Genomic DNA, 13,386 nt, shown 5'->3' with positions numbered 1-13,386 from the left:
GGGCGGCTCCGCAGGCTGCGATCTTTTGACGTTGATTCAACTGCAACCAAGTTGGCCAGAGGCAGTAGACTAATGGTACTTGAGTGCTAAACCACGGCTTCCTACGATAATGGTACGCAGCGGTTGGAGGTTTAGGCCGTTGCGTAGGTGGTGGGTGAACTGAACCCCAATAAGCCCACCACTTGTTTCATGCGCATCTTGAGCCTCTCGGCTCTACTTCCTCCCCATCAAAGAGCTTTGAGGCTCTTTTTTTGTCTGTAAAAATTCCATCCCCCTAAAAATGCTGCTCAGGTAGTGCGATCTGTAGCAGCTGTCGAGCCTGCGAGGCTGCGTTCGGCTGCGCAGCAGTCGTCAAACCAGAAGTCGCGGTACGTCAGGCAGACCGCGTCAGCCGGACTCACGACTGCTGCGCAGCCGAACGCAGCCTCGCAAGCTCGACAGCTGCTACGAAAAATGCGTCGCGACTGAAATTGCTCAAGTGAACAGCATCGGGCATCTCCAAGCCATCAGCCTAATGCCACCTATACTCAAGCCACCTTCCCCGCGCTACCCACAATAAAAAGCAGAGGTGGAAAATGGTCTGGCAGCAAATCTACGACCCCTTCGGTAACCCGGTGCTCTCAACCATGATGGCGGCGACGCCGGTGGTGGTGATGCTGGTTTCCCTGGCGTTTTTCCACATCAAGGCGCATCTGGCGGCGTTGTTGGCCCTGGGTTCGGCCTTGCTGATCGCGATTTTCGCCTTCGGCATGCCCGCGAACATGGCGGGCTCGGCCGCGCTGTTCGGCGCCGCCAACGGCCTGTTGCCGATTGGCTGGATCGTGCTCAACATCATTTTCCTGCATCGGCTGACCACCGAGAACGGCTCGTTCAAAGTGCTGCAAGACTCCCTGGCGCGCATCACCGACGATCGACGTCTTCAATTGCTGCTGATTGCCTTCTGCTTCGGTGCCTTCTTCGAAGGGGCCGCCGGTTTCGGCACTCCCGTGGCGGTAACCGGGGCCATTCTGATCGGGTTGGGTTTCTCCCCCCTGGCCGCGTCTGGCCTGGCGTTGATCGCCAATACCGCGCCCGTGGCGTTCGGCGCTCTGGGCACGCCCGTCATCACCCTGGCCAAAGTGACCGGGCTGGATGAAATGGAGCTGTCGATGATGGTCGGTCGGCAGTTGCCGTTCTTCTCGGTGATCGTGCCGTTCTGGCTGATCTGGGCCTTCGCCGGATGGCGCAAGATGCTGGAAATATGGCCGCCGATTCTGGTTGCCGGTGTCAGCTTCGCCATACCGCAATTCCTCGTCTCCAACTACCACGGGCCGATGCTGGTGGATGTGATCGCGGCGCTGATTTCCATGGCCTGCCTGACCGGTTTCCTCAGGGTCTGGAAACCGGCCACGGTGCATACCTCGGCCGCCCTGTCAGGGCGAGTCGACAACTCCAAAATAGCCGAGGAGCATGACCAAAAACCCGTCGCCAGCGCGACCTTTGCCAGCGATGCAAAACCCGCCGTAATGCGCGCCTGGATGCCGTGGATCATCCTCACGGTGTTCGTTTTTGCCTGGGGCACCCAAAGCTTCAAAAACCTGTTCGATACCCGCCCGGCCATGGATCCGCAAACCCACTCGGCCAGGCTTGATCCTCAGGGTAAGCCAATGCTCGAGGCCAACCCGATCTTTGCCCCGACCGTGACCTTCACCACGATTCATCAACAGATCGAGAAAGTCCCGCCTGTGGTGCCTGCGCCGAAAACCGAGGACGCGATCTACAAGTTCACCTGGTTCACCAGCACCGGTAGCGGCATCTTGCTCGCGGCGATCCTCGGCGGGCTGCTGATGGGTTATTCCATCCCGCAACTGCTGAACCATTATCTGCGAACGCTGTGGGTAGTGCGCTATTCGCTCACCACCATTGTGGCGATGCTCGCCCTGGGTTTTCTCACCCGTTATTCGGGCCTCGACGCCACCATGGGCCTGGCCTTCGCCGCAACGGGCATTTTCTACCCGATGTTCGGCACCCTGCTCGGCTGGCTCGGCGTGGCCCTGACCGGCTCGGACACGGCCTCCAACGTGCTGTTCGGCGGCTTGCAACGGGTGACCTCCGAGCAACTGGGCCTGAGCCCGGTGCTGATGGCCGCCGCGAACAGTTCTGGCGGGGTCATGGGCAAGATGGTCGACGCCCAGTCGATTGTGGTCGCGTCCACCGCTACCCGCTGGTACGGCCACGAAGGGGAAATCCTGCGCTACGTGTTTTTCCACTCCGTGGTGCTGGCGATTCTGGTCGGCGGGCTGGTGACGTTGCAGGCGTATGTGGCGCCGTTCAGTCATATGGTGGTGGGCGGGCACTGACTCCCGCTCTCACATTTTGACGTTCTGGCGCATGACACCTTCACTTGGGGGAGGATGTGTCGCGCCGCAAAGTCTGCGTAAAATGCCGTGTCTGTACCGGGTCCAATCCCAAAACAGACTCATCATCCCTGTGATCAACACCACTGGTGAATTGTGGCTCCACCCTACTTTCAATGCCTGAACGATCGATCATGAGCGCGACCTCAAAGACGCTTTTCAAGTTCTGCCTGTCGGTCTCGCTGCTGATTGCCTTTCACGCAAGTGGCGCCCCCTTGCCGCTCGAACTGTATATCCCGGACGCTCCACCCCTGACGTTCGTCGATGGCTCCAAAGGCCACGGCATGGTCGGCGAGGCCGTAATGACCGCCATTGCCAACGCCGGCTATGTCGCGCATGTCCATGTGCTTCCCTGGGCCAGATCGCAGAAACATGTCAGCGAGACTCAGGACATCCTGATCGCCCCTTTGTCACGCACGCAGGAACGTGAAGATCGCTTCACCTGGATCGCGCCGATCATGCCCATGGAGCGTGCTTTTTTCAGCCTTGACCGGCCGGTGAACAGCTTCGAACAAGCGAAGCAAACCTACCGGGCGATCGGCGTCGGCCTGGGCAGTGCGCAGGAGGAAATCCTCCGTGCACAAGGCTTCAGCGACGATCAGATCCACCCCCTGACCATTGGCGACAACCCCGCGCAGATGCTCTTGAAAGGTCGCATCGATGCCTGGTTCAACGGTGTCCCGGAGAGTCGATACATCTGGCCGAAAGTGTCTGAGCGTACACTGCACATGAGCCCCGTCATGAGCAGTGCGCAGCTCTATCTCGCTTGCTCAAAGCAGTGCTCCGCTAAACTGGTGCAAGACTTGCGCGCGGCGGTTGAAACGCTTCGCGATGACGGCACCCTGGCGCGCATACAAAAGCGCTATTCGTCGCCATAGGAACTCTGAGGGCACGCGGCTAAACCCATTCAAGGCAGGCATCCCTCCTCCTCTGGCACCTGCAACCCCATGAACCGCCGCACTCTATGAGCCTCGGGCTGCTCGCGGATCGCCTGTGGTGATGCATCCAGCTGAATGTGGCCGTTTTCCATGAAGATCACCCGATCGGAAATCGACAGGGCAAAATCCATCTCGTGGGTGACGATCAGCAGGGTCATGCCTTCGCGGGCCAGGTGGCTGATGACCGTGAGTACCTCGCCGACCAGCTCCGGATCCAGCGCCGAGGTCGGCTCGTCGAACAGCAGGATGTCCGGGTCCATGGCCATGGCCCGGGCAATTGCCACGCGCTGTTGTTGGCCGCCGGACAGTTGATGCGGATATTTGTGGACGTGTGCCAACAGGCCGACCTTGTCGAGCAGCTGGCAGGCGCGTTCTTCGCTCAGTGCGCGACCGACACCGTGATAACGGGGAGCGAGGCTGATGTTGTCCAGCAGTGTGCGGTGCGGGAACAGGTTGAAGCTCTGGAACACCATGCCGATGCGCCGTACGCCCTGACTAATCCGACGGCTATCCGGTTTATCCTCGGCATTGATGAAGCCCTCGCCGAACAACAGGATTTCGCCCTGATCGATGCGCTCCAGGCCATTGACCGTACGAATCAGCGAGGTCTTGCCGGAGCCGGACGGGCCGATGATCGAAATCACCTGGCCACTTTGTACCTTCAGGTCGATGCCCTTGAGCACATGATGATCGCCGTAGCGTTTGTGCACGCCCTGCAGTTGCAGGGCCGGGGCGGCGCCTTTGGATGGCGGCTTGAGCTTGCTCGATAGAACAGGCGCCAGACTGTCACGCAGCGCTTGTGTCGAGGCGCTGTCGAGGGTTTGCGGTGTCCGCAGGTTGAGGTCCAGGTAGCGTTCCAGTCGCTGCAGGGCAAAGCCGAACAGTGTGACGATCAGCACGTAGTACACACCCACCGCCGCCAGGGTTTCCATCACCAGGAAGTTCTGCGCATACAGGCGCTGGCCGACGGTCAACAGTTCGGTCAATGAAATCACCGAGATCAACGAGGTCAGTTTGACCACCGTGATGTATTCGTTGATCAAGGTCGGCAGTGAGATACGAAATGCCTGGGGAATCACAATCAGCCGTTGCAGACCGAACAGGCCGATTCCCAGGGCGCGGCCGGCTTCCTTCTGGCCCTTGGCGACTGAGATCAGCCCGCCACGATGAATTTCGGCCATGTAGGCGGCCTCAGTGACCACCAGCGCCAACAGGCCGGAATAGAACGGTACCGACAGCACCGGCCCGGCACCGGGCAGTAACTGCGGCAGGTTGTAGATGAAGACCACCAGCACCAGCAGCGGAATGCTGCGAAAGAACCAGATGTAGAGTGCCGCCGGCAGTCGCAGCCAGGGCGAGCCGGATAGCTTGGCTGACGCCAGAACGAAGCCCAGCAACATCCCCAGGAACCAGGCCAGGGCGCTCAGTTCGATGACGGTCAGGCTCGCCGCCCAGAAGTCAGTCTTGGAGAACAGCGAAATAAAGTAAGACCAGTCGAATTGCATAGACACCTCGTGCACGCCGCGCCCTCGACCGAGGGCGCGGCTTCAGCCATTACTCGGAGACCGGTTCCAGGTCGTATTTTTTGAGAATGGCGGCGTACTCACCGTTGGCCTTGCTGTCGGCCAGCGCCTTGACCAGCGCCTGATAAGTAGCGTCGGCGTCTTTCTTCACGTAGATGCCCAAGGTCTGCGGGTAAACCAGCTTCTGCGAACTGACTACGACCCGCCCGTTGGTGCGCTGGGCGATCATGTGCGCGGCGCCGGCGATTTCCACCTGGGCCTGAATGTTTTTCGACAGCAGCGCCTGCGTCACTTCGGGAGCCGAGGGGTATTCGTTGACGGTGATCGCGCCTTTGTTGTTCGGCACGCAGTAGTCGCTGGACAACTGGTTGAACTTGGCAACCCAGGTGGTGCCCTGCTCCAGGCCGATCTTCAGGCCGCACAAGTCCTCGGGAACCTGCGGGCTCAATTCACTGCCCTGGGGCACCATGATCGCCGCGCCGGTATTGGCGTAGGCGATGGTGCGGGCCTGGAGCTGGCGCTCGGGGGTGATGTACATGCCGGAGATGATCGCGTCGTAATGCCCGGCGTTGAGGCCGTTGATCAGATTGGGAAACTTGGTGTCGACGAAGTTGGCCTTGACGCTCATGGCCTTGGCCAGGGAATGCGCCAATTCAGGGTCGGAGCCGACCACATTCTTGTCAGCGTCGTAGGACTCGAACGGCGGGTAGGTGATTTCCATACCGACTTTCAACACACCGGGGGTCGCGGTGCTGGCGAAGACGGCGTTGGCGCAGAACAGGCCGGCGGCGAGCAGGCTCAGTTTGGTCAGGGCGTAGTGGCTTTTCATCGTGGGAAGCTCCGTTGGTTGTTTTTTTAGGAATGAGAGGTGGTGTTCTTCAGGTGGCCGAAGCTCGATGGCTTTCGGGCCCGGGACGGCAACTCAAGCTCGCCGCTCTCCACGCGCTTGCGCAAGTACTGGTAGGTCTGCAAGGCCTGGCTCCACATGTGTTCGCCAATCGCCAGCGCCTCGTATTCCCGGTCATCCCTGGCGAATGCCGGCAACGGCTTGATCAGCGTGTGATAGTCGCAGGCGTAGAACAGCGGGAAGCTGTAGCGCTCCTGAGCGACCTTGCGCACCCGGTGGGCAGTGGCCACAAAGGCACCTGCGGTCATGACTTCCAGCATGTCGCCGATGTTCACCACGAACGCGTCGGGTAGTGGCGGTGCGTCGATCCACTGCCCCTGATCATTGAGCACCTCCAGCCCCGGCTGATCGGCGTGCAGGATGGTGAAGCACTCGTAGTCGGTATGCGCGCCGATGCCCGGTGCATCGACGACATCGGCGTCAAAGGGGTAATGGATCAGCCGCAATTTGGAGGGTGGGCGAGTCACCAGCGCGTCGAAGTAGCCCTCCTCCAGCCCCAGGGCCAGGGCGAAGCCATCGAACAACCGGCGGCCTAGCACGAACACCGCCTGATAGTAGTTCTGTACCGCGCTCTGGAAGCCAGGCACGTCGGGCCAGTGGTTCGGCCCCAGCAGCGGTGTACGGTTGAGGAACAGCGGGTCATCCGCTGGCACTTCGAAGCCGATATCGAACGCTTCTTTGTGATCCGGCTTGCCCTTGGAATACACCTCCTCTCCTTCAGGCACGAAACCCTTGTGGCTTTCCGAGGCGCCGATGTAATGGCGCATCTTTTCTTCCAGCGGTTGCGCAAAATAATCCCTGGCCGCCTGGCGCAAGCCCTCGATCAATTCCGGATCGATGCCGTGCCCGGTGATGTACAGAAAGCCCACATCGCTGGCGGCGCGGCCCAGTTGCTCGGCCACAGCCAGGCGGTGCTCCAGTTCGATGCTGAAGAGTCCGGCGATGTTCACCACCGGAATGCTGTTGAAGTTGGCTTGGGTTGGCGAGGTGTTACGCATGGCGGGCTCCTTCACGGGTGAAACGGTCGAAGTGTTCGCGCTCGGTCCGGGCCATCCACTGGTTCAAGGTCCAGAGGTCGGCCACCGGCATGTTGGTGAAGGGCAAGTGATGCAGATAACCGTCGGCACCGAACTCCGGGGTCAAGGTGCTGACCGGGTAGCCACGTTCGCGCTGAGAAGTCCAGACGGCCTCCCAGTGGCGCTGATGGAACGCCAGTTCACGGGCATATTCCGGGGCGGCGGGATGGGGAACTTGCGGGCCTTGGTCGTAGCCGACCCGAGCCTGAATGTGATGCACGCGCTCGACGAAGGCCGAAAGATCGTCGGCCGGATCGTCCAGCAGTCGCTCACAGCACACCACCCAATGGCTGATGTCACTGGTGAAACGCAGGCCCGGCAGTTGGCGGATCAGCTCCAGGGTCACCCAAGGGCTGTAAAGGGAACGGGCGCGATGCGTCTCGAAACTGCAGAACACGCCATGCCTGGCGGCCAGTTCCATGGCCTGGCCGAAAAACTCGACCTGCAATGTCTGCGGCCAGCGGTCGTTGCCGGCCAGCAGATTGACGAAACGCGGGGTCAGCTCCGAGGCCCAGCCCAGTTTGCGATCAATGTCGGCCAAGTGTTGGGTGGGCGTGGCGTTCTGGTCGGGCAATACATCGTAGGCACTGAACAGTGTGCAGATGTAGGGAACCTGATTGCTGCGCAGGAAAGCGCCGAACTCGCCACGCTCATCGGCCTGCAGTGGCAGGCGTGCTTCGAGGCCATCGAAGCCGGCGGCGAGCGATTCATCCAGGGCCTGTGCCTTGCTGGCGGTATAGCCCCATAACGTGCGGAAAATTTCTAGCTTCATGCATTCCTCTCGGCTGCGTCAGGCCACCCGCTGTTTGGGCTGGCGTTACTGGGCAGTCGAAAGAAGTTGCTGCAGGCCGCTGCTCTGATGGCCGCGGTCCCGTGTGACGAATCCTAAGGCTAGGGCGACAAGCGATTGAATAGGCTGCAGCAAATAGTTAGTTCAGAAATTCATGAACTAACGAGGCCGGGTTTTCTTGCGTTGCGTAAGCCGCAATGCGATCCGTAGCAGCTGCCGAGCCTGAGTTCGGCCGTAGCAGCTGTCGAGCCTGCGAGGCTGCGTTCGGCTGCGAAGCAGTCGTGAATCCGGCTGATGCGGTCTACCTGACACACCGCGAGTTCTGGTTTTACGACTGCTGCGCAGCCGAACGCAGCCTCGCGAGCTCGACAGCTGCTACAAAGAGTGTGTGCGGTGCTTATGGGCACGAACCAGAACAGCGCACGGCGGCTCCACCATTCCCGCGACTGGTGCGTTGCTCGCCTGTTCTGCCTTCGTCATCGAATGCAATCCGCCTTCCACCGGCTGACCTGCCGTCGAGCGCAAAGGCTGGCAAACAACTTGCTTAGGCTTCTGATCAGGCTTGAGCCATCAACACCGATGGTTTGGCAAACATCTCGGACAACGGCGTCCGCTCCCCTGCCCATTGCGGCAGGAGAGCGTGCGCCGTTTTTGCTTTCATCCCGGCATCAGAAGGAAATCCTCATGTCCGCTCAAGGAATGCACCCACCGGGTCATGCCATCGTTCATCGGCGCAGCGATGGCGGCAAATCGCACCCGGCCGGCACATCATTCGCCAAAGCCTTGTTCGAACCTGGCAGAGCCCTGCTCGAACGCAGCAGGATCGGCTTCTGGCTACCGCTCGGATTAGCCCTCGGCGCCTGTGGTCTCGCACTGGCCGAACAGCCCGCAAGCGCATTGGCCCTGATACCTGGCGTGCTGTACCTGGGATGCGCCTGGCAGTTGCGCGAGCGTCATCAACGCCATTTGCAGACATTCTGGGACACGGAACTCGCACAACTGCTGCGCAGTTCCCGGGATGCCGACCCCGCGACGCTGCTGGTGACCGCCAGCTCGCAACTGCGCAACAACGAACGCTTGCGCAGCGAAGTGCAGTTCGCCAGCCGTGCCCTCCAGCAGATGGCCCAACAGGCCCGCGACCAAGGAGCGGAACAGAGCCAACGCATCGCGATGATCGCCGCCGCCAGCGATCAGATCGATCAGACTCTGCACAGCATCGATGCCTTGGCCAAGGGCGCGCTGGCAGCCTTCGCCAACGCTCACACCCAGAGCGAAACCGGTTGCCTGGAGGCGCGCTCAGTGGGCGACAGCATGCGCGCCATTCAGCACCGCTTGGGCAACACCGCACATGCCGTGGAAGCGTTGCTGCAACGTACGACCGCCGTGGAAAGCACGGTCAACAGCATTCAGGCATTGGCCAAACAGACCCAGCTGCTGGCGCTCAATGCTTCCATCGAGGCGGCCCGCGCCGGCGAGCACGGGCGCGGTTTCGCCGTGGTCGCCGATGAGGTCCGCAGCCTGGCCCAGGCCACCGACCGGGCGACCCACGAAATCACTACCGCCGCGACGGCGATCGCCATGGCCGTGCGCCAGGTGGATGGCGAGGTCAAGGAACACCGCGATCTGCTGGCAGCCGGGAGTGAACAGAGCGAGCAGCTCGCCGCCAACCTCGACGACCTGGCTCAACATAGCCAGACCAATCTGCAACAGCTCGGCGCCATGCAACAGGCGCTCAGCGAGCATCAGCTAGCCAATCATGCCCTCAGCGAACAGTTGCAACAGGTCAATGGCGCGGTGCAGGAACAGAGCACGCAAACCAATGCGCTGCACGACCTGACCCGTTATCTCAACCAGCTCACCGTCGGAAGCCGCCCATGAATCCAGCACTCGCCACAGCATTCGACGATGGGCCATCCCGCCAAGTCCGTCTGCCACAGGGTGATACGGGACTAAGGCAGGCGCTGTTGCTCGGTCTCGACCTGCTGCAAGGACTACAGCAGCATCGCGGTCTCGGCGGACAAGTCACCCGCGAGGCGCAACAACGTTGCCAGGCATTGGGGCACGCGCTCGACCAACGCTGGAGGGAGTGGCCGTATCCCGCACAGTGCCAGGCCTGGGGCGCGTTACGTCGCGACCCGGCGGATTTCGATGGCCATTGCCGATTGCTGCAGGACCTGCTCGGCGCCATCCAGCACCTCGAACTGCAACGCTGTGCGCTCAGCCTGGCGCGCCCGAGCATCGCCGCGCGCTGCTGGGAACTTGAAGAGCTGGGACGACTGCGCGGGCTGTCGGTACGCGCCGCCGCCCATCGAAGTTGCCCGTTGGAGATGCTGATTCAATTGCAGTACCTGCACGAACGCTTGCTCAAGCACGCTCCCCATTCGCTGCACACTGCGCTCGAACAACTGCAACGCTGCCTGATCGGGACAACCACCGTGTCGATCACTCCGGCGCAGTGCTACGCCCTCCTCACCCCATTGCTCGACGAGCGCCTGGACGCTATCCGCCGGGATCTGGATTGAGGCTGCCATCACCAGAACAGAGATCCGCAACAGCTCGTTCCTTTACCGTAGATTCGCTACTATGTTTGCACCGCTTTCCTTGTCGGCGGATTTCTTCACTCTGGAGCCTGAATGCCTAGTCAAAAGGACATCGCCGCCGAAAGCGGCGCACCGATGATTCCTGAACAGCGCCGTGAATTGATGCTGCGCCAGTTGCGCAAGCATCAGGTGCTGAGCGTTCATCAATTGATGGATATGTTCGACTGTTCGCACATGACCATCCGCCGCGATATCGCGCTGCTTGAACAGGAAGGCCGTGCTTATTCGGTCACCGGTGGCGTGCGAATCGCCAGCCAGCTCCACAGCGAGCCCAGTCATCAGTTCAAGGCGGTGGTCGAGTTGCCGCAGAAGCAGGCGATGGCCAAGCTGGCCGCGCGGCTGTTGCATGCCGACATGACGATTTATCTGGATGCGGGCACGAGCACGCTGGAGATCGTCCCGTACATCAAGGCGCTGTCGGGAATGACCGTGGTGACCAACGATTTCGGGATTGTCCAGGCGCTGATCGATGCGCCCCATGTCACGGTGATTCACACCGGCGGGCAACTGGATCATTCGAATCAATCGTGCGTGGGCGGTCTGGCGGTGGCCACCTTGCGTCAGATCGTCACCGATATCGCTTTCATTTCCACCAGTTCCTGGGATTTGCGTCGCGGCCTCACCACGCCGTCGGCGCTGAAGGTGGAGGTCAAGCAAGTCGCGATGCAATCGGCCTCGCAAGTGGTGCTGGTGGCCAGCAGTTCGAAGTACGGCACGTTCAGCATGTACCGGATCGCCGGGCTCGAGCAGTTCGACATTATTCTCAGCGACGACGCACTGACCCCTGCCGCGGCCGATAGCATCCGCAAGCAGGGTGTCGAACTGCTGTTGCCCTCCGATAACAACCTGTAAGGCGTTAGCGCGCCTTCCAGTCCCGCAGCCACTGCAAGCCGGCCGACGTGTTGCCACGGGGCCGGTATTCGCACCCTACCCAGCCGTCATAACCCAACTGGTCGATCAACTCGAACAGATAGGGATAGTTGACTTCGCCCAGGTCCGGCTCGTGTCGGTCCGGTACACCGGCGATCTGGATATGACCGATGCCGGCGAAGTCCCGACGCAGTTTAGTCGCCAAGTCACCTTCGACGATCTGGCAGTGGTAGCAATCGAACTGAACCTTCAGGTTACTGGCGCCCACTTCCTTGCAGATGGCCTGGGCCTGATCCTGGCGGTTGAGGAAAAAGCCCGGCATGTCGCGTGTGTTGATCGGTTCCAGCAGCACGGTGACGCCGACCTTGGCGGCCTGCGCGGTGGCATAGGCCAGGTTCTCCAGGTACACGCCGTGATGCCGTGGTCGATCACTTTCCGACGGCAACAACCCGGCCATCACATGGATGCGTGAGTTGCCCAGGACGGCGGCGTATTCCAGTGCGCGATCGAAACCGCTGCGAAATTCACTCTCCCGGCCCGGCAACGACACCGTGCCCCGCTCACCCGCCGCCCAATCGCCGGGCGGTGCGTTGAACAGCGCCTGCACCAGGCCGTTATCGCTCAGGCGTTGTTTGAGTTCCTGGGCGCTGTAGTCGTAGGGAAACAGATATTCCACCGCTTCGAAACCATCGGCGGCAGCGGCGGCGAAGCGATCCAGAAACTCATGTTCCGGGTAGAGCATGCTGAGGTTGGCAGCAAAACGAGGCATGGTAGCTCCTTGGATAGAGGGTTAGACAAACGGCCAGATCAGCAAGGTAATACCGAAACCCAACGTGCCGAGCAAGGTGGTCAGCACGGTCCAGGTGCGCAGGCCGTCGGCCACGTTCAGCCCGGACAGTTTGGTGAAGATCCAGTAACCGGCGTCGTTGATGTGGGACATGGCCAACCCGCCACCGCCCATGGCCAGGCACAGCAGTGCCATGTGATTCGCCGTGAGGTTGAGGGTCGCGATCAGCGGGCTGATGATGCCGGCGGTGGTCACCAGCGCCACCGTGGTCGAGCCCTGAACCGCACGCAACAGCATGGTCAGCAGAAAGCCCAGCGCGAGGACCGGCAGACCGGTGGTGCGCAGCAAATCGGAGACGACGGCGCCGATGCCGGTATCCACCAGCACCTTGCCGAACACACCGCCGGCACCGGCAATCAGAATCACCATGGCCACGCCAGGCAAGGCCGAACCGATCACGTCAGACACCTGGGTACGACTCCAGCCCCGACGCGAACCCAGCAACCAGGCACACAGCAAGGTATCGATCAGCAACGCCACCAGCGGCGCACCGAGCACGGTCATGATGCCGCGCAGGGTCGAGTCGGCAGGCAGCAACGAGTTGGACAGTGTTCCCAGCAGAATCAGAATGATCGGTAGCGCGATCAGGCTGACGATCATGCCAAAACCCGGCGCGGGTGCTGGCGGCAACTTGGAAACGATAGCGCTGGTGGACTCTTCCAGGCCCATGTGCGACGCGGCCACGGCAGCTCGTTCAGCGCTCTTGCCGTTGCCATTGGCCCAGGCGACCAGGTCTTCGTTGGTGACATGCGGGCCATAGACTTCGGCGCGGATATCGTCGGTCATCGGGTACACCCGACGGGTCATGCGCCCGGCCACGCGGTAGCCGACATAGCAGAGGAACGCCGTGATCGGCAGACCGAACATCAGCACGCGGCCAAGGTCGGCGCCCAACTGACTGGCAGCGGCCACCGCGCCCGGGTGTGGAGGCAGAAAGGCGTGTACGGTCAGTAACGCAGCACACATCGGCAGCGCGAACACCAACAGCGGCTTGCGCGCACTGCGAGCGACACCATAAGCCAGCGGCATCAGGATGATCACGCCGACCTCGAAGAACACCGGCACCCCGACCATGAACCCGGCAATCGTCAGCGCCAGCGGCGTGCGTCGATTGCCGAAACGGCTGATCAGCGTCTTGGCCAGCGCCTCGGCACCACCGGAGAGCTCGATGATCCGCCCGATCATCGCGCCCAGGGCAATGATGATCGCGATGTGGCCCAACGTCTTGCCCATGCCGCCTTCGATGGTGGCGACCAGGTCGGCCGGTTTAACCCCGGCCACCAGCGCCACCAGAATGCTCACCAGCATCAACGCCACGAACGGCTGGAACTTGTACTTGAGCACTAAAAACAACAACAGAGCGATCCCTAGCCCCGCGGTAACCATCAGGATTAACGGGCTCATTTCACAAGCCCTCCGCGCCGGGTGAACACAAGGGT

The 13,386-nt window shown here is 61.2% G+C and carries 11 protein-coding genes; 5 read left to right on the top strand and 6 right to left on the bottom strand.

Annotation, left to right across the window (positions count from 1 at the left end):
- The first annotated feature begins 575 nt into the window (after window positions 1-575).
- Both LOY36_RS12895 and LOY36_RS12890 read left to right on the top strand, forming a co-directional pair.
- On the top strand, window positions 576-2,339 hold the full coding sequence (locus LOY36_RS12895) for an L-lactate permease (protein ID WP_258673897.1): 1,764 nt from the start codon (window positions 576-578) through the stop codon (window positions 2,337-2,339).
- Between the two features lie 191 nt (window positions 2,340-2,530).
- On the top strand, window positions 2,531-3,274 hold the full coding sequence (locus LOY36_RS12890; RefSeq protein ID WP_258673896.1) for an ABC transporter substrate-binding protein: 744 nt from the start codon (window positions 2,531-2,533) through the stop codon (window positions 3,272-3,274).
- Window positions 3,275-3,303: 29 nt separating this feature from the next.
- Here the strand turns inward: LOY36_RS12890 and LOY36_RS12885 are convergent, their stop codons facing one another.
- The 4 genes from LOY36_RS12885 to LOY36_RS12870 are packed head-to-tail and all read right to left on the bottom strand — an operon-like array spanning window position 3,304 to window position 7,612.
- The gene (locus LOY36_RS12885; RefSeq protein ID WP_258673895.1) at window positions 3,304-4,839 is read right to left on the bottom strand and encodes an amino acid ABC transporter permease/ATP-binding protein; all 1,536 of its coding nucleotides are present in this window, start codon (window positions 4,837-4,839) and stop codon (window positions 3,304-3,306) included.
- A gap of 49 nt (window positions 4,840-4,888) precedes the next feature.
- Complete coding sequence (locus LOY36_RS12880) at window positions 4,889-5,686, bottom strand: transporter substrate-binding domain-containing protein (RefSeq protein ID WP_258673894.1); 798 nt, start codon at window positions 5,684-5,686, stop codon at window positions 4,889-4,891.
- Between the two features lie 26 nt (window positions 5,687-5,712).
- On the bottom strand, window positions 5,713-6,762 hold the full coding sequence (locus LOY36_RS12875) for an isopenicillin N synthase family oxygenase (protein ID WP_258673893.1): 1,050 nt from the start codon (window positions 6,760-6,762) through the stop codon (window positions 5,713-5,715).
- Window positions 6,755-7,612 (bottom strand): sugar phosphate isomerase/epimerase, encoded by an 858-nt coding sequence (locus LOY36_RS12870; RefSeq protein WP_258673892.1) that lies wholly within the window; start codon window positions 7,610-7,612, stop codon window positions 6,755-6,757. Before LOY36_RS12870 ends, LOY36_RS12875 begins: the two co-directional genes overlap by 8 nt.
- Before the next feature lie 417 nt (window positions 7,613-8,029).
- On the opposite strand from LOY36_RS12870, the gene LOY36_RS12865 reads away from it, so the two are divergent.
- The 3 genes from LOY36_RS12865 to LOY36_RS12855 all read left to right on the top strand — a co-directional run bounded on the left by LOY36_RS12865 (window position 8,030) and on the right by LOY36_RS12855 (window position 11,082).
- Entirely contained in the window at window positions 8,030-9,508 is a 1,479-nt protein-coding gene (locus LOY36_RS12865; protein WP_408981123.1) for a methyl-accepting chemotaxis protein, read from the top strand.
- An 86-nt stretch (window positions 9,509-9,594) separates the two neighbouring features.
- Window positions 9,595-10,152: a hypothetical protein gene (locus tag LOY36_RS12860; protein ID WP_309475243.1), complete on the top strand. Its 558-nt coding sequence runs from the start codon at window positions 9,595-9,597 to the stop codon at window positions 10,150-10,152.
- Window positions 10,153-10,263: 111 nt separating this feature from the next.
- Window positions 10,264-11,082, top strand: a complete 819-nt coding sequence (locus tag LOY36_RS12855) for a DeoR/GlpR family DNA-binding transcription regulator (RefSeq protein WP_258673889.1) — start codon at window positions 10,264-10,266, stop codon at window positions 11,080-11,082.
- Between the two features lie 4 nt (window positions 11,083-11,086).
- On the opposite strand, the gene otnI is transcribed toward LOY36_RS12855, so the two are convergent.
- Complete coding sequence (otnI, locus tag LOY36_RS12850; RefSeq protein ID WP_019651668.1) at window positions 11,087-11,869, bottom strand: 2-oxo-tetronate isomerase; 783 nt, start codon at window positions 11,867-11,869, stop codon at window positions 11,087-11,089.
- Between the two features lie 21 nt (window positions 11,870-11,890).
- Window positions 11,891-13,351: an SLC13 family permease gene (locus LOY36_RS12845; protein ID WP_258673888.1), complete on the bottom strand. Its 1,461-nt coding sequence runs from the start codon at window positions 13,349-13,351 to the stop codon at window positions 11,891-11,893.
- Between the last annotated feature and the right edge of the window lie 35 nt (window positions 13,352-13,386).

The sequence above is a fragment of the Pseudomonas sp. B21-019 genome (assembly GCF_024749225.1).
GTDB lineage: Bacteria > Pseudomonadota > Gammaproteobacteria > Pseudomonadales > Pseudomonadaceae > Aquipseudomonas.
The sequence above is the reverse complement of the archived record's forward strand: the minus strand, read 5'-3'. Positions and strand labels throughout refer to the sequence as shown.